Raw genomic sequence first — 22,379 nt, 5'->3', positions numbered from 1 at the left:
GGTGATCGACCCATGCGCCGGCCTTCGCCCCCTCCAGAGAGCCACGGCTGATGTCGTCTGCGCCCGGGGCGGCGTTCCGCGATAGGGGTCGAGTGCCTGTTCAACGTCCAGGACGTTGAGGGCGACATGGTCCAGCCGGGTCATGCGAGCATCACGGATCCCTTCAGCGGTGTGGTGCTGCGCAGACTAGGCTCCGAAAAATCTAATCGTCAAGACATCTGAGACTGTCTTGACAAATTAAATTTTCGGTGGCCATCCTTGCATGCATGGAAGATCTCGATGTCATCTCCGACCCGGTCGTTGCCGAGGTCGCCCTCGCCCCGTTGCGTGCGCGCCTGCTGTCAGAGCTGGCGAGCCCCGCGTCGGCGACCATGCTCGCCGCACGCACCGGCCTGGCCCGTCAGAAGGTGAACTATCACCTGCGCGCGCTTGAGAAGCACGGGCTCGCCCAGGTGGTCGCCGAGCGCCGGAAGGGCAACATGACCGAGCACCTTTTCCAGGCCTCGGCCGCGGCCTACGTCATCTCGCCCGAGGTGATGAGGGATGCCGCTCCGAACTCTGAGCGCCTGCGTGACCATGCTTCGGCCACCTGGATGCTCGCGTTGGGCGCCCGGCTCGTGCACGACGTCGGACAGTTGATTCGCGGTGCGGGCAAGGCGAAGCAGAGATTGGCCACGTTCGCCATCGACAGCGAGATCACGTTCGCGAGTCCCCAGGCCCGGGCGCAGTTCGCGGCCGAACTGGCCCACTTCACCGCCGGCCTGGTGAGCCGCTACCACGACGAGACCGCGCCGGGTGGTCGGCGTCATCGCGTCGTCATCGCGCTGCATCCCAAGCTCAAGGACCGATCCCAGGCCGCCGGCGAGATTGCCGCGAGCGATTGAGCGGCGTCGAGCCCGCGCACTCCCACCGACAGGAAGGCAGAAAGATGTCCGATAAGTTCCGGATCGAACACGAGGGCCCGTTGCCCGCCGTCCCCGAGCAGGTCTGGCTCGCCGTAACCCGCGACAGCGAAGCCTGGCTCATGCCGTCCGAACCGATGAAGGACACCGCGATCGTCTGGGACCCGCCGTACCGGTGCGTCGCGCGTGAACAGTCGGGCGACTGGTTCCACCAGATCGAATTCCAGATCGAGGCGCGTGACGGTGGCAGTTACATCCGCTACGTCCACAGCGGCGTGTTCGAGGACGACTGGGACACCCAGTACGACGGTGCACGCAAGCACACGGGGTTCTACATGCACACCCTCGCCGAATACCTGAAGCACTTCCAGGGACGCCCGTACCGACACGTCGAGGTCCACGCCCCTCCGACGTCCGCGACCGCGGCAGGGCTTCAGCCCGTTCGTACAGCGCTCGGCATCCATGACACCACCGAGCCCGGTGGGACGCTCGTCGCGGCGCTGCCGACCATCGGCGAAGTCGAGGCCGTGCTCGACTTCCACAACGAGTACTTCATCGGCCTGCGCACCAGTGACGCCCTTTACCGGTTCTTCGGCCGCAACTTCTTCGGTGCGCCGGTCGTGCTCGGCGCCTACCAGTACGGCGCCCAGGACGTGGCGCTGGAGACCGTCGCCGATGAATGGACCGGCTGGCTCGCGGACGTGTTCGGCGGTGCGGCATGAGCGAGGTTTCCACGAGCACGGACGAAGACCTCCACGACGCATCCGGCAAGGCGTGGCTCGCGCTCCTCGTTCTCGCGCTACCGACCCTCCTGCTGTCCATCGACGTCAGCGTCCTCTACCTGGCGCTGCCGACCCTGAGTCGTGAACTCGGCGCATCGAGCATCGAGCAGCTGTGGATCATCGACATCTACTCGTTCGTGCTGGCGGGTTTCCTCGTCACCATGGGAGGCCTCGCCGACCGCATCGGCCGACGCCGCCTGATGCTCATCGGTGCCACGGCCTTCGGTGCCGCCTCAGCGGTCGCGGGCTTCGCCCAGTCTCCAGAGGTACTCATCGGAGCGCGAGCCGTGCTGGGGATCGCCGGCGCGACACTGATGCCCACCACGCTGGCGACGATACGCCACCTGTTCGCGGGAACCCGCCAGATGAGTTCGGCCATCGGCGCCTGGTTCGCCTGCTTCATGATCGGCATGCTCATCGGACCGATCGTCGGCGGCATCATCCTCGACCGCTTCTCGTGGGGCGTCGCGTTCTTCATCGCCATTCCCGTGATGGTGCTTCTCCTGATCGCCGCGCCGGTGCTGCTGCCGGAATCGAAGGACCCGTCCGCCGGGCGCATCGACCTGCCGAGCGTCGCGCTGTCGCTGGGGGCCCTGCTCCCCGTGGCATGGGGGGTGAAGGACCTGGCACGCGATGGTGCCTCGTGGACGTCCATCGCGGCCACGTTCGTCGGACTCGGGTTCGGCGTGGCGTTCGTCGCCCGGCAGCGCAGACTCACCGATCCCCTCGTGGACCTTGCGCTGTTCGGCATTCGCGCTTTCAGCGGTGCCCTTGCCATCTCCGCGGTCGGAGGCATCGTGATGGCCGGCACATCGTTGGTCTCCGCCATCTACCTTCAATCGGTCAACGACTTGGACCCGCTCGAGGTGGCTCTGTGGCTCATTCCGCAGAACGTCGTGATGGTCGTGGGTTTCGCCGCGGCGCCGGCGCTCGCCAAGCTCATGCCCGAGCGGTACGTCATCGCCGGCGGACTGGTGGTGGCCGCCTTTGGATTCTCCCTGCTCACCCAGGCCGACGCCGACACGTTCGGGTTCGTGATCGCCGGAATGGCCATCGCCTCCTTCGGGGTCGCCGCCCCGATGTCGCTGGGCGCCAACGTCCTGATGTCCTCGGCGCCGGAGGAGCGGGCCGGCTCGGCGGCATCGATCATGGAGACCAGCGGCGAACTCGGAGTCGCGCTGGGGATCGCCTCGCTGGGAAGCGCCGCCGCGGCCATGTACCGGGTCTCCCTCGGCTCCGACCTCGATGACATCGGCATCACCGGCGCCGACGCCTCGGCCGCTTCGCGCGGCATCGAGGAAGCACTGTCAACCGCGGCGAACCTTCCCGTCGGTATCGGGGATGCCCTTGAGTCAGCGGCGAAGGCCGCGTTCGTCTCCAGCGTCCATGTGGTCGGCGTGCTCGCTGCCGTCACCTTCATCGTGCTGGCGGGCGCAGCCGTCCTGACCCTTGCCGCGAAAGGATCACCAACGAGCGACGAGCCGGCGACCACGACATGACCGGCGTGCACGCGTTGTCGCCCTTCGGTGAAAGCGGAGAGTGAGGCCGTCCGAGGACGATGCGGTGGCACGGGGTTGTCTCATGAACGGCGGCCACCGCTGTTGAGGACGGCTGCAGCCGACCAAGCGGGTGCTGGAGTCCCGCCTGGAGGGCGAGATCACCGACCATGTCGGCTGCGAAAGCACGACGGGCCGGGGCAGCGGCAACAGCCGCAACGGATCGCGGGCCGAGACCAGGCTGACCGACGTCGGTCCTGTGGAGGTCAAGGTGCCTGGGGATGCCGCCGGCACCTTCGAGCCGCAGATCGTCCGCAATTCGCGTCTCACAGGCCGCCGCCTTGACAAAGTAAGGTTCGTTCTGGTGGCGCTTCTCGCTCGCGTTGGGCGGCCGGGGCGGCAGCGTCGGCGCCTGGGTTCCGCCTGCGGCTGCCGTAGGCTTTCGGGCCGGATGAGAGAAGGGATCAGCGCATGGCGGACGACACCGACGACGCGGTGGTGCTCACCAAGCCCGGGCCGGGTGTCCGTCTCGTGACCCTGAACCGGCCGGGTGTCCGCAATGCCATGACCGAGGAGATGACCCGCGCCTGGGACCGGGCGCTGGACGAGGTGGCGAGCGATCGGGATACCCGCGTGCTCATCGTCACCGGTCAGGGCGCTTCCTTCTGCTCCGGGGCCGATCTCTCCTGGCTCGACCAGGGTTCGCCCGAGGACGTCACCGTCGACCGGCTGCGGGAGCGGATGCTGCCGTTCTACCGGAGCTGGCTACGGCCGCGCGCGCTCCCCTTCCCCGTCATCGCCGCGGTCAACGGGCCTGCCGTGGGTGCGGGGGTCTGCCTGACACTGGCATGCGATCTGCGGTTCGCCGGTCCCAGCGCGAAGTTCAGCACCCCGTTCATCTACCGCGGGACCCATGGCGGGATGGGGGCGGCCTGGCTGCTGCCCGAGGCGATCGGGGTCACGCGGGCACGGGACATGCTCTACACCGGCCGGGAGGTACTGCCCGAACAGGCGTTGGACTGGGGGCTGGTGACCGGGGTCGCCGATGACGCGCTCTCGCACTCCCTTGAGGTCGGCGCCCGGATCGCGGAGGCGGGCCCGATCGCGCTGCGGTTGACCAAGACGGGGCTGGAGCAGTCGGCCGCCGGGCTGGAGGCCGCGATCCAGTGGGAGGCGGTCGCGCAACCGGTCACCATGACGACCGCCGACCTGCATGAGGGCATCGCGGCCTTCCGTGAGAACAGACCGCCGCGGTTCCGCGGCAGGTGACCGCCGCTGTGCTACGTGGTCTCGCCGGGGAGGATCGAGTAGGCGTCTTCCTGCGGGGGGATGCCGTCCGAGGGCGCGGGACCGCCGAAGGTCTGGGCGAGGAGGTAGCGAATGTGCCGCACGGCCGCCGGGACGTCCCCTTTGACGGTCGTCACGCGGGGCGAGACCGCCTGGCCGATCTCCGCGCCCTCGGCGCCGATCACCGCGACGTCGCCCGGCACACTCAGGCCGAGCCTCTTGGCGGCGAACACGACGGCGACGGCCACCTCGTCGTTGAAGCAGGCGATCCCCACGGGCCGTCCGCGCTGTTCGAGGACCGTCTTGAGCGCTTCCTCGGCGCCTTCGGGCTCGATCGGCACATGGACGTGGATCGGTGCGGTCAGCCCCTCGGCTTCGCAGAACTCGGTGACGGCCGCTGAACGGCTCCGCCCGTACGGGTCGTCGCGCACGTCGGACAGGAAGGCGTAGACGAGTTCGGTGTAGCCGCGGGAGTGCAGATGCCGAGCCTGCAGGATGCCGATCCAGTGGTTGACGTCGAAGTGCAGCTTGCGCGGCAGGACGGCGCAGCCGGTCTTCTCGATGAGGTCGAGTTCGCGCCGGGACACCCCACCCAGGTCCACGACGCCCGCGGGCCGCAGCGTCTCGATCAGGTGCAGCAGCCGGTTCGGCGTCTCCTCCTTCGTCCGGGACATGCTGAAGTGGACGACCATGCTGAAGCCGAGTTCAGCGATGTCGGAGGAGAGGACCTCGATGACGTCCTGGAGCCGGATGAAGGTCGTGTAGGGCACGACCACGACGACGAGGTCGCTGCGTCCCATGGCCAGGGCGCGGCCCGCGGTCGAGCGGACGTAGCCCAATTCGGCCGCGGCACTGCGCACGCGCTCGACGGTGTCGGCGTTGAACTTCTCGGTCTGGCCGTTGAGGACGTGGCTCACCGTGGCCCTGGAGACTCCGGCGAGACGCGCGACGTCCACGCTGGTCGCCGGCTTCCTGTTCTCCGGTTGCCTGGACACGTCTTCTCCCGAGGGCTTGAAGAGAGCGCGGAGCGTGGGCTCGATCCCGCCCACAGTAAGGCAGGACGATACAGATCGATAGATGCAAGATCATCTCGCGGGGTCCCGGTGCAGCATCGCCAGGGCGTAGCGCGCGTACTCCTTCGCCACCTGTTCGGCGCTCATGGGCCCGTCGAGGCGGAACCACGACGGCAGGGACGTGCACATGGTGGCGATCGCCCTGCACGCCGTGCGGATCTCGGCGCCGGGGAAGGCGCGGGCCGCCTGGGCGTCGAGGAGGTGCTGGACCTCGTCGCGCATGGCGGTGATCCGGACCAGGTCGGGCCCGGTGATGCCGCGCATCTCGGTGGCGCCGAGGAAGGCGAGGTCGCCGCGCAGCGCGTGGAAGAGCGCGAGCGACTCGACCATCTTCGCGAACGCGTCCCGCGGGGTGCCGCCGTCGTCGCGCGCGGCGCGCACCCTCCAGCCGATCTCGGCCATGGTGGCCTCGAGCAGCCTCACCAGGATCTCCTGCTTGGCGGCGTGGTGGTGGTAGATGCCGGCGACGCTCACGCCGGACTCGGCCGCGATCTCCCGCATGCTCGTGGCGTGGAAACCGGTGCGGACGAACAGGCGGAGGGCGGCTTCGAGGATGGGGCCGAGGGCGAGTTCGTCGTAGTGCCGCCAGTCACCGGGTTCGTCGGCGGCGCGGGTGCTCGCGGGGGTCTCCCCGCGCAGCAGGGTCGCCGCGGGCACGTCGAGCAGCTCGGCGATCCGCTGGAGCCGGGTCACGGTGAGCGGCGTGCGGCCGTGCTCGATCGCGCTCATCGTGGCCGGACTGACCCCCACCCGGGACGCGAGCGCCCGCAGGGAGAGCCCCTGGGCCTCGCGCGCTCTCCGGACGGCGGCCCCCACCGGCAACTGTTCGGTCACAGCGAACACCATAGCCGCTTGACTGCGCACTAGTGCAGACCGTACGTTCACTCGGTAGTTGTTTAGTGTCGGGAGCGCGTACGTGACCACGCATGACCTCGTCCGCCTGGACCGGCTCGGTCCCGCCCTGGCGGAGGCCACCGGCGGCGACGCATGGCGGGCGGCGACGGCCGAGCTGATCAGCGGCGGCAAGTCGAACCTGACCTACCTGCTGCGCAGCGCGGCCGGTGAGCTCATCCTGCGCCGGCCGCCCAGCGGGAAGCTGCTGCCCAGGGCGCACGACATGGGGCGCGAGGCGCGCGTCCAGCGCAGCCTGTCCGGAAGCGGCGTCCCCGTGCCCGAGATCGTCCTCTACGACGAGGGAGGGCTGCTGGGGATCGGCTGCTACGTCATGCGGAAGGTCGACGGCCACGTCGTCCGCGGCCGGCTCCCCGCGTCCTACGCGCGGACCCCGCGGGAGCGCGAGGCGATGGCCTTCGCGTTCGCCGACACGCTCGCCGCCCTGCACGCCGTGGACTACACCGCCGCCGGTCTCGCCGACTACGGCCGCCCGGAGGGCTTCATGGCGCGCCAGGTGCGCCGCTGGACCGGCCAGTGGGAGGCCAGCAAGACGCATCCCGTCGCGGAACTCGAGGAACTCGGGCGTCGGCTCGCCGCCGCCGTGCCGGGCCAGGAGCGGTGCACGATCGTCCACGGCGACTACCGCATCGACAACCTGGTCTTCTCCCTGGCGGATCCGGGCGAGATCAAGGCCGTCCTGGACTGGGAGCTGTCCACCCTGGGAGACCCCCTCACCGACGTGGGCCTGCTGATGCTCTTCTGGCGTGAGGAAGGCGAGAGACAGATCAGCCTGATCCCCGGTGTCACCCACCTGCCCGGGTTCCCCGGCCGGGACGCGATGCTGCGCAGGTACGCCGCCGCGTCCGGGGCCGACCTCTCCGACATGGGCTACTACCAGGCGTTCGCCCACTACAAGTTCGCCATCATCGCCCAGGGCATCGCGGCGCGTTCCGCCGCCGGGGCGATGGGCGGCCAGGACTTCGGCGACCTCGACGACGAGATCCTCCAGCTGGCTCGCGACGGGCTCACCTTCATCGGCGGCTGAGCCCCCGCACATCACCCAGGAGCACACGATGGACTTCTCCCCTTCCCCGAAGGCCCGCGAGACCTGCGACGCCATGTGGGACTTCATGCGCGGCCACGTGTTCCCGGCCGAACCGGTCTGGGCGGCGCACCTGCGCGAGCACGGCGAGCACGCCTACCCGCCGGTCATGGAAGAACTCAAGGCGGAGGCCCGCCGCCGCGGGCTGTGGAACCTGTTCCTCCCCAAGCTGTCGGGCCTGTCCAACGTGGAGTACGCCGCCGTCGCGGAGATCTCCGGCTGGTCGCCGGTGATCGCACCGGAGGCCCTCAACTGCCAGGCGCCCGACACCGGCAACATGGAGACGCTCGACCTGTTCGCCACGCCCGAGCAGCGCCGGCGGTGGCTCGAACCGCTGCTCGACGGCACCATCCGGTCCGCCTTCGCCATGACCGAGCCCGACGTGGCGTCCTCCGACGCCACCAACATCACCACCGAGATCCGGCGGGACGGCGACGAGTACGTCATCAACGGCCGCAAGTGGTGGATCACCGGCGTCGCCGACGAGCGCTGCCAGATCTTCATCGTCATGGGCAAGAGCGACCCGGACGCGGCGACCCACCGCCAGCAGTCGATGGTCCTCGTACCACGCGGCACCCCGGGCCTGACGATCGAGCGCCATCTCCCGATCTTCGGCTACCAGGACCAGCACGGCCATTCCGAGCTCGTCTTCCGCGACGTCCGCGTGCCGGCCGCCAATCTGCTCGCCGAGGAGGGCGACGGGTTCCGCATCGCCCAGGCGCGCCTCGGCCCCGGCCGCATCCACCACGCCATGCGCGCCCTCGGGATGGCCGAGCGGGCCCTCGCCCTCATGGTGGACCGCGCCCAGAAGCGCGTCGCGTTCGGCAAGCCGCTGGCCGAGCACGCCAACGTCCTGGACCTGATCGCCCAGTCGCGCATCGAGATCGACCAGGCCCGGCTGCTCGTCTACCACGCCGCCTGGATGATCGACCAGCACGGGAGCAAGGCCGCCCGGTCCCAGATCGCCGCGATCAAGGTCGCCGCGCCCGCCGTGGCCACCGCCGTCATCGACCGTGCGATCGAGGTCTTCGGCGGCGCCGGGGTCTCCGACGACACGCCGCTGGCCTACTTCTACGCCTGGGCCCGCGTCCTGCGCATCGTCGACGGACCCGACGCCGTCCACCGCCGCTCCCTCGCCCGCGCCGAACTCGGCAAGACCCCGCCCTACGTCGGATGACCCCGGTGACGAACGTGAACCCCCTCGACCGCTTCCGCCTCGACGACAAGGTCGTCGTCATCACCGGTGCCAGCTCCGGGCTCGGCACCGGCTTCGCCCGTGCCACCGCCGCCGTCGGCGCCACCCTGGTCCTGGCCGCACGGCGCGTGGACCGTCTCGACGCGCTCGCCGACGAACTGCGCGAGCGGGGCGCGACGGTGCTGACCCGGCGAACCGATGTCGCCTCCTTCGAGGACTGCCAGTCGCTCGCCGAGGCCGCCGTCGACGCGTTCGGCCGCATCGACGTGCTGGTCAACAACGCGGGCGTGGGCCATGCCCGGAGCGCGCTCCGCGAAGACCCGGACGTCTTCCGCCAGACCGTGGACGTCAACCTCAACGGCGTCTACTGGATGGCCCGCGCCTGCGCCCCGCACATGCCGGAGGGCTCGGCCATCGTCAACATCGCCAGCGTTCACGGCCGGGTCGCCTCCAGCTACCCCCAGGCGGCGTACGCCGCCAGCAAGGCCGGGGTCATCGGCCTCACCCGCGACCTGGCCCAGCAGTGGTCGAAGCGGCGCGGCATCCGGGTGAACGCGCTGTGCCCCGGCTACTTCGACAGCGAGATCACCAACGGCGAGAGAGCCGACGCGCTGCGCGCCATGGTCGCCGACAAGAGCATCCTCGGACGGTTCGGGAACCAGGAGGAGCTCGACAGCGCGCTGCTCTTCCTGGCCTCGCCCGCCTCGTCCTACGCCACCGGAACCTCCCTGGTCATCGACGGCGGTCTCGAGGCCACCGTGTGAGACCGGGACGGGGTCATCCTCGACGCCCCGCCCCTCCCCCGCCGGCAGGTCCGTGAGGACCGGCCGCCGAGGCGCGGGGCGCGGGCGGTCGCCGGGGACGGGACGGCTCAGCGGTTGAGGGCGCCGAGGTCGACGGGCAGCTGGGCGCCGGTGATGTACTTGCCCTCGTCGGAGGCCAGGAAGGCGACCAGGTTGGCGACGTCCTCCGCCTCGACCATCTCGTACGGCAGCGACGGCATGTAGATGGGCCCCAGGTTGGGGGACTTCTCGATGTAGATCCCCATCGAGCCGTCGGTCATGCCGGTCCGGACGCCGTGCGGGTGGACGGTGTTGACCCGGATGTCGTACTCGGCCAGCTCGTTGGCCAGACTCCTGGCCAGGCCGACGACGCCGTGCTTGGAGCTGGCGTAGTGGGCCAGGAAGGGCAGCCCCTTCAGGCCCGCGACCGAGCTGGTGATGATGACCGAGCCGCCCTGGCCCTGCTCGATGAGCGCGGGCACGCTCGCCTTGATCGTCTTCCAGACGCCGGTCAGGTTGACGTCGATCAGGTCCTGCCACTGCTCCTCGGTCAGCTCCCAGGCCCGGCCGTAGTTCACGATGCCCGCGTTGGCCACCACCACGTCCAGCCGCCCGAACTGCGCGACGCCGTCCCGGACGACCGACTCCAGGCCCGCCAGGTCGCGCACGTCGACCTCGCGGGTCAGGACGCGCCGCCCCTGCTCCTCCACCAGCTTGGCGGTCTCGTTCAGGTCGGCCTCGGTGGGGGGCTCGTACCGGACGTAGGAGCTGGGCGATGCGGCGATGTCGATCGCGATGATGTCCGCGCCCTCGGCGGCCAGCCGGACGGCCTCCGCCCGGCCCTGCCCCCGCGCCGCGCCCGTGATGAAGGCGACCTTGCCCGCCAAACGCCCCATTGCATTACCTCCACGGTGGTGGACCCCACGGCACGGCCCGGTTGCCTGTCCGGCGGCGCCGAGGGCCTTGAAAAGGCCAGCTCAACGAGTGGCCCCCGCAATGATGGCACTCGATGCCAAAAAAGGGCAAGGGTCGTCGGCGACCTGCCGCGCCCTGTCCCCCAGGTCGGTGAGCCCGCCCACCATGCGCCCTCCCGTGCTCGGCTGAGACCATTCTGCTGGCCGCCGCTCGTCCCGAGGCGGCCTTCGGCAAGGTCGTGCGCACCGCGGCGGTCCGCAGGGGGCCGGGGCGGGAGGCCGTCCACGGCTACGATGAAAGCCGGACCACGGTCCCCGGATCCGGGCGGGCGACGGGAGAGCCAACGCATGACGACGACGACGCGCCGCGGACCCTACGCCAAGTCGGCGGCGGTGCGGCGCCGGATCCTTGAGGCGTGCGTCGACGCCTTCGGCGAGACGGGCTTCCACGGCGCCACCATGAAGGACATCGCCAAGCGCGCCGGAATCAGCCACACCGGGCTGCTGCACCACTTCGCGCGCAAGGAGGACCTGCTCGCCGCGCTGCTGGACCTTCGGGCCGAGCGCGGCGCCCGGATCCTCGAGTTGACCGGTGCGCTCGACCCGAGCGCGAAACCCATCGAGGCGCTCCAGGGCATGCTCACCGTCCTGGTCGACAACGAGCTGCAGCCCGGGCTCATGGAGCTGCACTGCGTCCTGTCCGGCGAGGCGACCTCCCCCGAGCACCCCGCGCACCGCTACTACACCGAGCGGTACCGCAACCTCCGCCTCTTCTACACGCGCGCGTTCACCGCGCTCGACGAACGCGGCGAGCTGCGTTCGGCGTTCGATCCCGCCACGCTGGCGACGATGACCATCGCCCTCATCAACGGCCTCCAGGCGCAGTGGCTCTTCGACCGGAACTCGGTGGAGATCGTGGGCGCGGTCCGCGGATTCCTCCAATCGGTCATCCCGGCCATGGACCGATGAGCGTCACTGGAAGTCGCAGCCGGGGTTAGGGGCGTCCCGGGACAGCGGGCTTCCGTGCGGAAGGGTGTAGAGGACGGTCAGGACGACGGGCGTGGAGCCCAGGTTGCGGCCGACGTGCACGTAGCCGGCCCCCGCGAGCTCCACGATGACGTCCCCGTGCCGGTAGATCCCGTCCACCGAGCAGTCGGCGGCGTTGTGGGTCAGCGTGCCCCGCTTCACCACCCCGCGCAGCGGTCCGTCGTGGAAGTGCCAGCCGGTGGTGCCTCCGGGGGCGATCACCACCTCGCGCAGGACGTAGTCGGTGCCGCCCACCGTGCGCTGCGCGACGATCGTCCCCGTGACGCCGGAACCCGGCGTCGCGGCGGCCGTCCCCTGCAAGGCGCCCATGACCAGCACGGCGCCACCGGCCGAAGCCGCCAGTCTGCTCATCAACGTGACCGTCCTCCGTATCCCGCCGCCGTCCGCCGGTCTCCTCGTTCACCTCATTCAACCGGGTGGCGGGCGGCCGCGCCGGCGGCTCAGAGATCCGGGGCGCCGGTCTCCAGAAGGCGTCCCTCGTCCAGCCGCAGCCACCGGCCCACGCTGATCTCGGTGAGGAAGCGCTCGTCGTGGCTGACCACGACGAACGCGCCCCGGTAGGAGTTCAGCGCGCCCTCCAGCTGGCCGACGCTGACGAGGTCGAGGTTGTTGGTGGGCTCGTCCAGCAGGAGCAGGTGCGGCGCCGGTTCGGCGCACAGGACGCAGGCCAGGGTGGCGCGCAACCGCTCGCCGCCGGACAGCACCCCGACCGGGAGGTGGACGCGGGAGCCGCGGAACAGGAAACGCGCGAGCATGTTCATCCGCTCCGCCTCCGCCATGGCCGGCGCGAACGCGGCGAAGTTCTGGGCCACGGTGCGGTCCAGGTCGAGCAGGTCCAGCCGCTGGGACAGGTAGGCGACCCGCCCGTCGCCCCGCCTGGCCTGCCCGCCGTCCGTTTCCAGCTCGCCGCCGACCAGCCGCAGCAGCGTGGACTTGCCCGCCCCGTTGGGGCCGGTCAGCGCGACGCGCTCGGGCCCGCGGATCGTCAGGTCGACGCCGCCGTCCGCGAACAGGGCCCGGTCGCCGTACCGGACCTGCAGCCCCTCGCCCTGGAACACCGTCCGCCCGGCGGGGACGTCGGTGTCCGGCAGGTCCAGCACGATGCTCTGCTCCTCGCGCAGGGCACGGCCGGCCTCGTCGAGGCGGGACTTGGCCTGCCCGACCCGGGCGGCGTGGGTCTGGCTCGCCTTGCCCGCCGCCTCCTGGGCGCCCCGCTTCATGTTCCCGGCGAAGATCTTCGGCAACCCCGCGTTCTTGAGGTTGCGCGCCGCGTTGCTCGCCCGCCGTTCGGCCCGCTCGCGGGCCTGCTGCATCTCGCGCCGCTCCCGCTTCAGCTCCTGCTCGGCGTTGCGGACGTTCTTCTCGGCGACCTCCCGCTCGGCGCGCACCGCCTCCTCGTAGGAGGTGAAGTCGCCGCCGTAGAAGCGCATCTCGCCGCGGTCGAGCTCGGCGATGCGGTCCATGCGGTCGAGCAGCGCCCGGTCGTGGCTGACCAGCAGCAGGCAGCCGTTCCAGTCCTCCAGCACGCCGTAGAGCCGGCGGCGCGCGTCCAGGTCCAGGTTGTTGGTCGGTTCGTCGAGCAGCAGGACGTCGGGCCGCTTCAGCAGCTCGGCCGCCAGGCCGAGGGACACGATCTGGCCGCCGCTGAGGGTGTGCAGGCTCCGGGAGAGACCGACCTCGGCGAGGCCCAGACGGTCCAGCTGGGCGCGGGTCCGCTCCTCGATGTCCCAGTCGTCGCCGATGACGGTGAAGTGCTCCTCGCTCACGTCCCCGGACTCGACCGCGTCCAGCGCCTCGATCACCGGAGCGATGCCCAGGACCTCGGCCGCGGTCATGTCCCCGGTGAGGGGAAGGGTCTGCGGGAGGTAGCCGACCGGCCCGCTCACGGACACGCTCCCGCGGGCGGGCTTCAGCCGTCCCGCGATCAGCTTGAGCAGGGTGCTCTTGCCGGCGCCGTTCGGCGCGACGAGGCCCGTGCGGCCGCCGCCCACGGTGAAGGACAGGTCCTGGAAGACCGGAGTCTCGTCGGGCCAGGAGAAGGACAGGTTGGAGCAGACGATGGAAGCGTCGGACATTCGAAAGACCTCGGAGGTGATGCGGGCGCGCGTAGAAGCGACGGCTCCGCCGTGGGCGTGGGTCAGTGAAACGACGGCATGGCCACCGCGGCGGCGCTCCTCGGCGCCCGCCGGTGGCCGATCACTCCGGTATCACCCGGAGATGTCGTCGTCACCTGCCACGTCTGGTCTCCCTGTCCACGGTCATGACTTTCGCGCATCAATTTACCAGCGACCCGGCCCTGCTCTGTACGCCCGGCGAACGGGCCGGACGCGGACGATCCGCCGCCGGGCCGCCGGACCCGGCCGCCCGTCGGACCGCACCGTGGCCGAGGAGCCTCACCTGTCGTTCTGCGGGACGTACAGGCGGATGTCGTCGACGTGCGCCGACCCCTCGTAGTAGTTCAGGTGCGGGTCGCCGATGATGAAGGAGTCGGGGTAGGCCGAGCCCCTGGGCCAGGAGTGCTCGGTGGTGTACGTCCCGGCGGGGCCCCGGTGGGCGAGCCTGCGGTCGAAACGGCCGTCGTACTCGCCGGGGGTCTGGTTGTAGTGCCAGATCGGGCGCCCGTCCTCGACGAACCTGTGGTGGACGCGCAGCGTCGTCTGCCCGATGTGCCGGAACGGTCCGCTCATCTCGAGCGTGTACCCGGTGCGGTCGCGCTCCACGGCGAACCGGTAGGCGGCCTTCGGCAGCAGTTCCGGCCGCAGCTCGGCGCTGGCGAGGTGCCCGTGGAAGCGGCGGCCCGGGCCGTACGGCTCGTCCATGGAGACGTTCCCGCAGGCGGTCTTGATGTAGTACTCGTTGCTGACGTTGTTGTTGGCGGCCTCGCGGAACCTGTCGCCGCGCGCGAACAGCGCGTTGACGCCGTTGAAGGTGCCGTCGAAGGTGCGGTAGATCCGGCGGGTCCTCGGGTCGCAGGTCCCGGCGTTCTTCCAGCGGTCGTCGTCGCTGTAGTAGCCGTCCATGATGACCTTGCGCCGGTAGTGGATGCCGGGGTTGCCGTGCGGCGCCGGGGTCGCGTAGTCGAGGATCGTGAGGTAGTAGAACCCGTTCTCCCGCGTGACGTCGGGGTAGTCGCAGCGCGACCTGCCCGGCAGCGCGCCCTGGAACGTCCACGGGTAGCGGGTCTTGCAGGGCTCTTTGGTGTAGCCGTTGTGCTTGCCGCCGTAGTCGAAGCGGCCGCCCCGCTGACCGCCGAAGTCGATGCCCCGCAGCGTCATCTCCACGCGGTAGCGCGGCGGCAGCGGGCGGGTGGGCCTGATCAGCACCCCGGCGTCCCAGCTCGGCTCCGAGATCCGCGCGACCCGCTGACCGTCCGGCAGGAACGCGGTCGACAGCCCGGGCCGCGAGTCGGGACGCCCGTCGCGGTCCTTGTCGACGGCGGCGATCTCGGCGGTCAGCCACCCCTGGCGGCCGAACGCGACCCGCTTGCGGAACACGTTCAGGGTGGCGAGCCGCCGCTCGAACAGGGATCCGCTGATCTTCCGCCAGGCCTCGCCGTCGTCGTCGAACGCGTCGACGTGCCACGGGCTGCGCGGCCCTTGCGGGTCCAGGCGCCACGGAGTCCGGTCGACCTTCAGCGGCCGGTCGAAGCCCTCGTGGGCCACCAGCGTCCAGCGTCCGGGACCGTGCCCGCCGCTTCCGGACGCGGCACCGCCGACCGCGGGCCAGGCCGCGGGGACGACCGCCACGACGACCGCTCCGGCCACCGCAACGATGACCTTCCAGCATCTCCGACCAGTCATGCCTGCGGACGCTACGGCCATCCACGGACCGCGTTCGGAGGCATGCGCCTTCAACACGAGCCCTTGCCCATTCCTTGACCGGCCGCATCGGCCACCAGGCGATCTTGGCGTCCCCTACGCCATCGGCGCCAGGTTCGCCCACCCCGACCGCCCCGCCATCGCCTTCATCGCCGTCCTGCACGACAACGACCTCAACCAGGTCACCTGGGAACTGCGCGCCATGAGCGGCGCACCCAAGTTCGAGGAATCCCAGACCCTGCCCGACGTGGCCTACCCCGCCGGGGACCGCGCCCTGACCGCCGACCGGCCCGTCGTCCTGGACGTCCACTGCGACCCCGACGCCACCGGAATCGTCAAGAAGGGCCTCGAGACCAAGGCCCAGGAACTCTTCTCACAAAGCAAGCGCTGATCTCCGTCACCGCCGTCACCTCGCCCGTTCGCCGCTCTCATGGGCACAGGGGTTGATCTCAATGTCCACCCGATCACGGCCTCATCGCCACCAGATCGGCTGGGCGTCCGTGCCCTCTGGACGGATGGAGTAAGCAGCCAACGGCTTGACATCTCTGATTCCACATTCGCCGAATCAGTGGTCCCTTTCTGGACCGAGGTCTCCGTACGATGTCGAAGTGCCCATTCGCCGCGCTCCGATCGAGACGCCGAGCGGGTATCGCCGTCGACCGAAGGCGCCTCCGGACACCGCCCGGCACCCCTCCCCTGCGGCGTCCGAGGACCCTGTTGACGGCTACGGCGCCTACTCGATGATGATGCATGATCTTCATCTGGGAATATGGGGCAGAGTGGACAGCGAAAGGATCCAAATCATGGCTGCGCGACCGCACATGGCCAAGCTGGACGACGTCACCCGGTTCGCCGAGGGACTGACCAACGACTACCTGATGTGCCGCACCTGGGCGCATTCCTGGGACCCGAGCACTTCCGCGGTGCAGCGCACCGGCGGGCGCATCCACTGGACGGTGGAATGCACCACGTGCGGCACCACCCGCACCCGCGTCATGACCACCAGCGGCACCATCGTCGGCAACCGCTACGCCTATCCCGAGGGCTACCAGTCCGGTGGCATCGGACGGATCGGGCAGCGCGGCCTCGCCACCATCCGGATGGAATCGCTCAAGCGCATCGGCGGCGCGTGATGCAAGAGGTCGTGATCGCAACCTACTGCGACCGCTGCTACCAGGCCGACCAGACCAAGACCGAGACCTCGCTCACCATCGAGGTGAGCATCGGCACCGACCAGGCCCGACTCGACCTGTGTCCGCGCTGCGACCAGGGACTGCTGGACCCGCTGCGCGAACTGATCAGCACCCGCGCCGCCGCACAGCGCGCCCTGGACCGATCGGCCGGCGCCTCGCCCGAGACCGAGGACACGGGACAGGCTTCCGCGCGGACCTTCCCCAACGTCGCGGTGCGCTGCGGCCACTGCCAGTCGGAGATCGCACTGCGCAGCCGCAGCAACCACGCCCGGAACCGCCACGGCTGCAAGCCCCAGGACATCACCTGGGACTTCGGCGAGGACATCGCCGAGGTCTGGATCTGCACCTGCGATCTGGCGTTCCCCACCGAACACGGCCGCAACACCCACGCGCACCGCACCGGTCACGCGCTCCCGGACCCCTCCGGACCGCAGCCACCACCACGCTGATGAAGCACGCCCCACGGCCGAGCGGGACGGCACGTCAACGCGCCGCCGACCGACTCACCCGTTGGGGCCGGCATCCGGCCATCGGCCCGTGGCGCCCGGATTCTGCTCTCTGGAAGCCGGGCGCCCACGGATCTGTTTCGAGGCGGTTGGCGGCGCTGTAGCGACCACCGGGCACGGACCCGGCAGCCGATCTCCGTCGAGTTCTCCACGTGAGCAGCCGGCACAGGCAGGCCGCATCCCTCCGTCAGCTGGTGAAAGGCTCAAGAGCGAAGCGGCCCCACGCGACGAAGCCGGCGATCGCGAGGTAGACCGAGTTCAGCATCACGAGGTTGAACTGACCAAGACGGCCATGGGTGATCATCGCGCCGATCATGAGCAGGACCCAGCAGACGGCGGTCACCGGCACCATGACCGGTGCGATGTCGAGCACGGCGGGCAGGATCAAGCCCGCCGCAGCCAGGAGTTCAAGGATCCCGAGGGTCGTGACGAAGCCGACGCCGGCGTGTCCGGTCCACTCGCCGCCATGCTGCGCGGCCAGCTTCTCCTTGGGGATGAACGTCTTGCTGGTGCCGCCGACCAGGGCGACCGCGGCCAGCAGTCCGGCAGCGATCCACAGGGTGAGGTTCACGAGTGCCTCCGGATGGGTGACTGATCACGCATGAGATGCCGACGGCCCGATCCCTGTGACGGCGCGGCCCTGTGACGCGCGCCACCGCTCGCGGTTGTCACAAAGCCGAGTGAACCGGTGTCTTGTGCGTGTGGCATGGTCGAGAAGGAACAGGCGGGAGCCGGCGATGAGCGAGCACAGCGAGCCGACGAGGGGCACGGCCGAGCCGCTCGCCGATGGCGGCCGCATGGACCCGGCCACCGAGGTGTTCGTGGCGCACCGCAATCTGCTGTTCACGGTCGCCTACGAGATGCTCGGCTCGGCGGCCGACGCCGAGGACGTCCTGCAGGAGACCTGGTTGCGGTGGGTGGGCGTCGACCTGGAGTCGGTGCGGGATCAGCGTGCGTACCTGGTGCGGATCGCCACCCGGCAGGCGCTGAGCCGGCTGCGTACGCTCGGCCGGCGCAAGGAGTCGTACGTCGGCCCCTGGTTGCCCGAACCGCTGCTGACCGCGCCGGACGTGGCCGAGGACGTCGCGCTCGCCGACAGCGTCTCGATGGCGATGCTGCTGGTGCTGGAGACGCTCGGACCGACCGAGCGGGCGGTGTTCGTGCTGCGCGAGGTGTTCGCCCTCGGGTACGACGAGATCGCCGAAGCCGTCGACAAGAGCCCCGCCGCCGTCCGCCAGATCGCCCATCGCGCCCGGGCGCACGTCGCCGCGCGCCGACCGCGCGACGTCGTCTCACCGGCCGAGACCCGAGCCGCGCTCCAAGCCTTCCAACGGGCGGTCGAAACCGGCGACCTGCAGAACCTGGTGGACATCCTCGCGCCGGACGTCGTCGCCCTCAGCGACGGCGGCGGACTCAAGCGGGCCGTGCCGCGGCCCATCGTGGGGGCCGACAAGGTGGCTCGCCTGCTGGCCGCCGGTCTGAGTTCGGTCGACGCCGAGGCGTCCGTCGAGCCGGTCCAGGTCAACGGCTGCCCGGGACTCATCCTGCGGCTCGACGGAGAGATCGACGGCGTCGTGGCGGTGCGGGTCGAGGACGGCCTCATCACCGGGCTCTACTTCGTCCGCAACCCCGAAAAGCTGTCACGCGTGGAGCGGGAGACCACGCTGAGCCGCTGACGCCGAAACGACCTCAACAACGCGGCCGACCACAAATGAGCCTGCCTGCCATCGGCAGATGGCGCTTGAGGCGATCTCCCGCTGGCGACCGGGACCGGTGGAACACCAATGGAAGCGTCCGACGGGGTGTCGGCTCGGTCGTGGTCAGGGGGAAGCGTCGACGACACGGCGCGTCTTGTGGAGGCCGTCGGCGCGGGGCAGTTCGCCGGGGGCGAGAACCTGCACGGGGATGCGTTCGCGGACGCCGTTCTGCAACGCCTCGCTGGTGGTCTCGGCCAGGGCGGCGCGCGCGGCGGCGTCGATGGGGTCGGCCGCTTCCACCTGGATCGTCAACGTCGACGATCCCTCCGAACGCAGCAGCCGGTACTCGGTGCCGAGCCCGGGAAGGGAGCGGACGACGGCTTCCACGGCCGAGGGGAAGATGTTGGCGCCGCGGTACCAGATCATGTCGTCGGTGCGGCCCTGAACCGAACCGACGATGCGCGTGTGCGTGGAGCCGCAGGCGCAGGGCGAGCCGTCGGACAGGACGCCCAGGTCCCCGCTGCGGTAGCGCAGCAGCGGATGGGTGTCGCTGATCAGGTTGGTGTAGGTCAGTTCGCCGAGTTCACCGGGAGGCACCGGCTCGTCGCGGTCGGGGTGCAGGCACTCGGTGAAGAAGCAGTCGTCGTTCAGATGCTGGTCGGTTGAATGGGGGCAGTTGCCTCCCAGGGGCAGAAGTTCGGTCATGCCGAGCCCGTCGAGAAGCGTCCGCGCGCCGAACTGTTCGCGCAGCGCACGGTTGGTGGCCTCCACCGCGCAGCCGGGTTCGCCGAAGGCCCAGATGACGCGGACACCGCATGCGCGGAGGTCGATCCCGGCGTCCGCGGCGACCTGCCCGAGGTGCAGCAGGTAGGACGGCGAGCCTGTGACCATCACCGGCCGCAGTTCGGCGATCGCCTCGACCTTGTGCAGGTCGGTTCTGGTCCCGGCCTGGACGACCAGCCCGCCCTGGGCTTGGACGGCCTCGGTGATGATGGTCGCGCCCATCAGCCCGTCCACCGGTGTGGTCAACAGGACCCTCTCCCCTGCATGCACGAGCGCGGGCTTGCGCGCGGCCCAGTCGAGAACCTGGCGCCAGTCGCGGCTCGAGAAGACGCGGCGCAGCGGCCGGCCGGTGGTCCCGGAGGTGGTGAAGTACCGCACCCAGTGGGCGGCGGGCGTGCAGGTGTAGCCGCCGAACGGGGGGTCGGCCTCCTGCTCGGCGAGCAGCTCGTTCTTGTCACAGGTGGGAAGCCGCCTGATGTCCTGGATGCCGGTGATGTCACTGGGGCCGACCCCGGTGGCGTCCAGTTTCCGCCGCCAGAACGGAGCCCGCCGGTAGACGTGGCCGACCATGGCGACCAGTCGCTCGCTCTGCAGCTTCCGCAACTGCGCAGCCGGGAGTTCGCCCAGCTTGGGGTCATTGATCCGATAGTCGGGCAGTTCGCTCGATGGACCGTCGTTCACCGCTCTCACCCCTCATGCGGCGGTGTCGGTAGGCAGCGTCGCGGCCAAGCAAGCGCTCGCGGCATGATGAGCATGCACAAAGGCGACGATGCGCGCAAGACGGCGCTCGCGGTCGGCGAAGGGGCGTGGCGGTCGGACTCGGTCACACCGCGTCGGCACCCCCGAGTGCGCGCGTCCCGGCTCCATATGGCGCCACCCGCTCCCCCGCACCGCCGGACCACACTGCCAACGCGCCCTCGCGAGCTGCAGCAGCCAGATCCTGCCCCCACCGGCTCTGCGAGGAGTCGCCGCCCGGAGACGCCTCAGCGGCGACGCGGCCGCCGGTGACCACGTCCTGGCCGGTATCACGGCCGTCTGTGGCGATGCCCCGGAGATCGTTGGTCGTTGGCAGGCCGGGTTGCTCCTCGGTCTGGGTGAGCGTGTGCTGTTCACCTTCCGCCGCCCCGTCAACGGTCCGTCCGGTGGAACCTGTGCGGGAATCTGTTTTGAGGCGGAGAACCTGCCGTTGTGGGTGGACTGCTATGCGTGGCCCCTGCGGACCGCGCGGGTCCCCAGTGACGCTCGGGTCCTGATGGAACGCGGCGACCACCCGATCCCACACCTAGCCGGGCTAGTGAATCGCCACCGCGCCACGCCCTCCAAGGGCGGGGAATCCATCTGGCGCGCGGTGATCAGGCCGGATCTGGCCGACGCCGTCCAAACGACCGCGCATCTGGTGGAGATGGCCGAGGCAGTCGCCCGGTCAACGCCATGAACAGACTCTTGGGCTGTTATGACTTGCTATTTCTTGGTTTCGTATGGTGACTGGCCTGTGTTCGCGCAGGGTAGGGCGGGCGCATGGCGAAGAAGAGCGAGAAGAGACTGTCGACCGGGGACGAGGTCACCTGGCGCAGTCACGGCTCCACCGCCGAGGGCGAGGTGGAGAAGAAGGTCACCGACCGGCGTGAGGAGGCGGGCCGTACGGTGGCCGCCTCGCCCGAGGAGCCTCAGTACGTGGTGCGCAGCCGGAAGAGCGGCAAGAAGGCGGTGCACAAGCCGTCCGCGCTGCGCAAGAAGAAGGACTCGCAGTGATCAAAGATGAGAGGGCGGTGGCCAGGAAGTTCGGCGATGTGGTGAACATGACCGCCAAGCAGTTGGAGGACTGGCTGGAGACCGAGGAGTCCAGGTCGGTCGGCCAGAAGGAGGGCGGCGAGTCGACCGGCCATGCCTCGGGCCGAAGGATCGTCGACCTGATCCGCAAGCAGAAGTCGGATCTGACGGGTCAGGACTACGAGCACATGAACAAGGTGGTCGGTTACGTTCACCGCCATCTCGCGCAGCGGCCTTCGGGCGATGTGACCGACACCCCCTGGCGCTACTCGTTGATGAACTGGGGCCACGACCCGCTCAAGTAGACCGTGGCGAGCCGCCCCAGAGTTGAACGGCCAAGGTTGCGACGCAAACCGTCCCGCCTGCCCACCCAGAACCGCGGAAAACGAGTCGGCGCGCCTCGCCCGACCATGTGATCATGAAGTGGTGGACGTGGCAGTGCAATGGGTGCACACCTACTGGACGAGCCGCTCGCGCGGAGGCCCCGGCGCCGTCCGGCGCAGTGCGTTGCCCGAAGCCTTTCCCCTTCCGGATGCTGCCCCGCCCTTCGTCCACACAGTGAGCATGGACGAGCCCAGCTTCACCCCACGATCGAGCGTGGCCAGCGGCCTCCCGCCAGACGACCAGGTTGAGTTGACCGAAGCCGACGGGGTGCTGAAGGTGCTGGTTGTCAGGCCTTACCCCTCATGGACTCGACCAGCGGCTGTGCATCTGCGTCCCAGGCATACGCTGCGCTGGCAGATCAACCATCGGTTCGCGAACGAGGACAACTGGTTCTACCGGCTCGACACCCTCAACGTCCTCTTCGGCAAGACCTCGGCCGAGGTCTTCCTGCACCCGCCCACTCGTCGAATCGACGAACGCTCCAAGCTCTACTGGTGAGCCGGGCCGACACGGCCTGACCGGATATTTCCAGAGCCTGGCCACCCGGCGAGGAAGCCAGGCCGGCAGAGTGCTCAGGTCGCCTCCGACGCCGGCACGCGGCCGCCGGAGGGCGCTCACCACGGGATGACGTCGTCTAGCCTCGATCTTTCACAGCGCCGGTTGGGTCGTGTGGCGGCCTGACCGGTTTGTGTTTTCTGGTGGTGGTCAGGTCGGTGGCCCGGATGTCGCTCCGGGTGGGCGGGGTTCCACGGCC

The 22,379-nt window shown here is 69.9% G+C and carries 23 protein-coding genes and 1 pseudogene; 16 read left to right on the top strand and 8 right to left on the bottom strand.

The window, feature by feature from the left end; all coding sequences use genetic code 11:
• Nucleotides 1–266 precede the first annotated feature (266 nt).
• The 5 genes from ACFPZN_RS08280 (at nt 267) to ACFPZN_RS08260 (ending at nt 4,449) form a co-directional block, all read left to right on the top strand.
• Nucleotides 267–884: an ArsR/SmtB family transcription factor gene (locus ACFPZN_RS08280; RefSeq protein ID WP_378281223.1), complete on the top strand. Its 618-nt coding sequence runs from the start codon at nt 267–269 to the stop codon at nt 882–884.
• Nucleotides 881–1,624 carry a hypothetical protein gene (locus ACFPZN_RS08275; protein ID WP_378281222.1) on the top strand — a complete coding sequence of 248 codons (744 nt, stop codon included), beginning with the start codon at nt 881–883 and terminating at the stop codon, nt 1,622–1,624. Before ACFPZN_RS08280 ends, ACFPZN_RS08275 begins: the two co-directional genes overlap by 4 nt.
• Entirely contained in the window at nt 1,621–3,183 is a 1,563-nt protein-coding gene (locus tag ACFPZN_RS08270; protein WP_378281221.1) for an MFS transporter, read from the top strand. The genes ACFPZN_RS08275 and ACFPZN_RS08270 overlap by 4 nt, the downstream gene beginning before the upstream one ends.
• Nucleotides 3,184–3,313: 130 nt before the next feature.
• Nucleotides 3,314–3,715, top strand: a complete 402-nt coding sequence (locus tag ACFPZN_RS08265) for a transposase (RefSeq protein WP_378281220.1) — start codon at nt 3,314–3,316, stop codon at nt 3,713–3,715.
• Nucleotides 3,652–4,449, top strand: coding sequence for an enoyl-CoA hydratase/isomerase family protein (locus ACFPZN_RS08260; RefSeq protein WP_378281219.1), 798 nt, complete (start codon nt 3,652–3,654; stop codon nt 4,447–4,449). The genes ACFPZN_RS08265 and ACFPZN_RS08260 overlap by 64 nt, the downstream gene beginning before the upstream one ends.
• 11 nt (nt 4,450–4,460) lie before the next feature.
• Here the strand turns inward: ACFPZN_RS08260 and ACFPZN_RS08255 are convergent, their stop codons facing one another.
• Together ACFPZN_RS08255 and ACFPZN_RS08250 are read right to left on the bottom strand one after the other, a co-directional pair.
• A complete protein-coding gene (locus ACFPZN_RS08255) occupies nt 4,461–5,462 on the bottom strand; it encodes a LacI family DNA-binding transcriptional regulator (RefSeq protein ID WP_378281218.1) in 1,002 nt (333 codons plus the stop codon).
• Between the two features lie 90 nt (nt 5,463–5,552).
• Nucleotides 5,553–6,374, bottom strand: coding sequence for a TetR family transcriptional regulator (locus ACFPZN_RS08250; protein ID WP_378281217.1), 822 nt, complete (start codon nt 6,372–6,374; stop codon nt 5,553–5,555).
• 82 nt (nt 6,375–6,456) lie between these two features.
• Here ACFPZN_RS08250 and ACFPZN_RS08245 point away from each other — a divergent pair, with 82 nt between their 5' ends.
• The 3 genes from ACFPZN_RS08245 to ACFPZN_RS08235 are packed head-to-tail and all read left to right on the top strand — an operon-like array spanning nt 6,457 to nt 9,495.
• The gene (locus ACFPZN_RS08245; RefSeq protein ID WP_378281216.1) at nt 6,457–7,479 is read left to right on the top strand and encodes a phosphotransferase family protein; all 1,023 of its coding nucleotides are present in this window, start codon (nt 6,457–6,459) and stop codon (nt 7,477–7,479) included.
• A 28-nt stretch (nt 7,480–7,507) separates the two neighbouring features.
• On the top strand, nt 7,508–8,713 hold the full coding sequence (locus ACFPZN_RS08240; RefSeq protein WP_378281215.1) for an acyl-CoA dehydrogenase family protein: 1,206 nt from the start codon (nt 7,508–7,510) through the stop codon (nt 8,711–8,713).
• 5 nt (nt 8,714–8,718) lie between these two features.
• Nucleotides 8,719–9,495 (top strand): SDR family NAD(P)-dependent oxidoreductase, encoded by a 777-nt coding sequence (locus ACFPZN_RS08235; RefSeq protein WP_378281214.1) that lies wholly within the window; start codon nt 8,719–8,721, stop codon nt 9,493–9,495.
• Between the two features lie 107 nt (nt 9,496–9,602).
• On the opposite strand, the gene ACFPZN_RS08230 is transcribed toward ACFPZN_RS08235, so the two are convergent.
• Complete coding sequence (locus ACFPZN_RS08230) at nt 9,603–10,409, bottom strand: mycofactocin-coupled SDR family oxidoreductase (RefSeq protein WP_378281213.1); 807 nt, start codon at nt 10,407–10,409, stop codon at nt 9,603–9,605.
• A gap of 366 nt (nt 10,410–10,775) precedes the next feature.
• Between ACFPZN_RS08230 and ACFPZN_RS08225 the strand changes: the two genes are divergently transcribed.
• On the top strand, nt 10,776–11,396 hold the full coding sequence (locus ACFPZN_RS08225; RefSeq protein WP_378281212.1) for a TetR/AcrR family transcriptional regulator: 621 nt from the start codon (nt 10,776–10,778) through the stop codon (nt 11,394–11,396).
• Between the two features lie 3 nt (nt 11,397–11,399).
• On the opposite strand, the gene ACFPZN_RS08220 is transcribed toward ACFPZN_RS08225, so the two are convergent.
• The 3 genes from ACFPZN_RS08220 to ACFPZN_RS08210 form a co-directional block, all read right to left on the bottom strand.
• The gene (locus tag ACFPZN_RS08220) at nt 11,400–11,825 is read right to left on the bottom strand and encodes a cupin domain-containing protein (RefSeq protein WP_378281211.1); all 426 of its coding nucleotides are present in this window, start codon (nt 11,823–11,825) and stop codon (nt 11,400–11,402) included.
• Between the two features lie 89 nt (nt 11,826–11,914).
• Nucleotides 11,915–13,549, bottom strand: coding sequence for a ribosomal protection-like ABC-F family protein (gene abc-f, locus ACFPZN_RS08215; protein ID WP_378281210.1), 1,635 nt, complete (start codon nt 13,547–13,549; stop codon nt 11,915–11,917).
• A gap of 318 nt (nt 13,550–13,867) precedes the next feature.
• Complete coding sequence (locus ACFPZN_RS08210) at nt 13,868–15,274, bottom strand: hypothetical protein (protein ID WP_378281209.1); 1,407 nt, start codon at nt 15,272–15,274, stop codon at nt 13,868–13,870.
• Nucleotides 15,275–15,383: 109 nt separating this feature from the next.
• Here ACFPZN_RS08210 and ACFPZN_RS08205 point away from each other — a divergent pair.
• The 3 genes and pseudogenes from ACFPZN_RS08205 to ACFPZN_RS08195 all read left to right on the top strand — a co-directional run.
• A pseudogene (locus ACFPZN_RS08205) lies at nt 15,384–15,683 on the top strand (thiamine pyrophosphate-requiring protein); the annotation flags it as partial.
• Between the two features lie 412 nt (nt 15,684–16,095).
• Nucleotides 16,096–16,425 (top strand): hypothetical protein, encoded by a 330-nt coding sequence (locus tag ACFPZN_RS08200; RefSeq protein ID WP_378281208.1) that lies wholly within the window; start codon nt 16,096–16,098, stop codon nt 16,423–16,425.
• An 11-nt stretch (nt 16,426–16,436) separates the two neighbouring features.
• Nucleotides 16,437–16,934, top strand: coding sequence for a hypothetical protein (locus tag ACFPZN_RS08195; protein ID WP_378281207.1), 498 nt, complete (start codon nt 16,437–16,439; stop codon nt 16,932–16,934).
• Nucleotides 16,935–17,178: 244 nt separating this feature from the next.
• On the opposite strand, the gene ACFPZN_RS08190 is transcribed toward ACFPZN_RS08195, so the two are convergent.
• Nucleotides 17,179–17,562 (bottom strand): DoxX family protein, encoded by a 384-nt coding sequence (locus tag ACFPZN_RS08190; RefSeq protein WP_378281206.1) that lies wholly within the window; start codon nt 17,560–17,562, stop codon nt 17,179–17,181.
• 166 nt (nt 17,563–17,728) lie between these two features.
• Between ACFPZN_RS08190 and ACFPZN_RS08185 the strand changes: the two genes are divergently transcribed.
• The gene (locus tag ACFPZN_RS08185; RefSeq protein WP_378281205.1) at nt 17,729–18,667 is read left to right on the top strand and encodes an RNA polymerase sigma-70 factor; all 939 of its coding nucleotides are present in this window, start codon (nt 17,729–17,731) and stop codon (nt 18,665–18,667) included.
• 144 nt (nt 18,668–18,811) lie between these two features.
• On the opposite strand, the gene ACFPZN_RS08180 is transcribed toward ACFPZN_RS08185, so the two are convergent.
• A complete protein-coding gene (locus ACFPZN_RS08180) occupies nt 18,812–20,152 on the bottom strand; it encodes a phenylacetate--CoA ligase family protein (RefSeq protein WP_378281204.1) in 1,341 nt (446 codons plus the stop codon).
• 837 nt (nt 20,153–20,989) lie between these two features.
• On the opposite strand from ACFPZN_RS08180, the gene ACFPZN_RS08175 reads away from it, so the two are divergent.
• The 3 genes from ACFPZN_RS08175 to ACFPZN_RS08165 all read left to right on the top strand — a co-directional run bounded on the left by ACFPZN_RS08175 (nt 20,990) and on the right by ACFPZN_RS08165 (nt 22,123).
• Nucleotides 20,990–21,223, top strand: coding sequence for a hypervirulence associated TUDOR domain-containing protein (locus ACFPZN_RS08175; protein WP_378281203.1), 234 nt, complete (start codon nt 20,990–20,992; stop codon nt 21,221–21,223).
• Nucleotides 21,220–21,546: a DUF3140 domain-containing protein gene (locus ACFPZN_RS08170; protein WP_378281202.1), complete on the top strand. Its 327-nt coding sequence runs from the start codon at nt 21,220–21,222 to the stop codon at nt 21,544–21,546. The genes ACFPZN_RS08175 and ACFPZN_RS08170 overlap by 4 nt, the downstream gene beginning before the upstream one ends.
• Before the next feature lie 121 nt (nt 21,547–21,667).
• Nucleotides 21,668–22,123 (top strand): hypothetical protein, encoded by a 456-nt coding sequence (locus ACFPZN_RS08165; RefSeq protein ID WP_378281201.1) that lies wholly within the window; start codon nt 21,668–21,670, stop codon nt 22,121–22,123.
• Nucleotides 22,124–22,379: the final 256 nt, after the last annotated feature.

The sequence above is a fragment of the Actinomadura rugatobispora genome, assembly GCF_042656285.1.
In the GTDB taxonomy this organism is placed as follows: domain Bacteria; phylum Actinomycetota; class Actinomycetes; order Streptosporangiales; family Streptosporangiaceae; genus Spirillospora; species Spirillospora rugatobispora.
This window is presented reverse-complemented; position numbering and strand designations above follow the sequence as displayed.

Coding starts and splice junctions, on each gene's coding strand:
- ACFPZN_RS08270 (WP_378281221.1), top strand. CDS start 1,621: ATGAGCGAGGTTTCCACGAGCACGGACGAAGACCTCCACGACGCATCC.
- ACFPZN_RS08210 (WP_378281209.1), bottom strand. CDS start 15,274: ATGACTGGTCGGAGATGCTGGAAGGTCATCGTTGCGGTGGCCGGAGCG.
- ACFPZN_RS08185 (WP_378281205.1), top strand. CDS start 17,729: ATGAGCGAGCACAGCGAGCCGACGAGGGGCACGGCCGAGCCGCTCGCC.
- ACFPZN_RS08240 (WP_378281215.1), top strand. CDS start 7,508: ATGGACTTCTCCCCTTCCCCGAAGGCCCGCGAGACCTGCGACGCCATG.
- ACFPZN_RS08230 (WP_378281213.1), bottom strand. CDS start 10,409: ATGGGGCGTTTGGCGGGCAAGGTCGCCTTCATCACGGGCGCGGCGCGG.
- ACFPZN_RS08175 (WP_378281203.1), top strand. CDS start 20,990: ATGGCGAAGAAGAGCGAGAAGAGACTGTCGACCGGGGACGAGGTCACC.
- ACFPZN_RS08280 (WP_378281223.1), top strand. CDS start 267: ATGGAAGATCTCGATGTCATCTCCGACCCGGTCGTTGCCGAGGTCGCC.
- ACFPZN_RS08225 (WP_378281212.1), top strand. CDS start 10,776: ATGACGACGACGACGCGCCGCGGACCCTACGCCAAGTCGGCGGCGGTG.
- ACFPZN_RS08260 (WP_378281219.1), top strand. CDS start 3,652: ATGGCGGACGACACCGACGACGCGGTGGTGCTCACCAAGCCCGGGCCG.
- ACFPZN_RS08200 (WP_378281208.1), top strand. CDS start 16,096: ATGGCTGCGCGACCGCACATGGCCAAGCTGGACGACGTCACCCGGTTC.
- ACFPZN_RS08220 (WP_378281211.1), bottom strand. CDS start 11,825: ATGAGCAGACTGGCGGCTTCGGCCGGTGGCGCCGTGCTGGTCATGGGC.
- abc-f (WP_378281210.1), bottom strand. CDS start 13,549: ATGTCCGACGCTTCCATCGTCTGCTCCAACCTGTCCTTCTCCTGGCCC.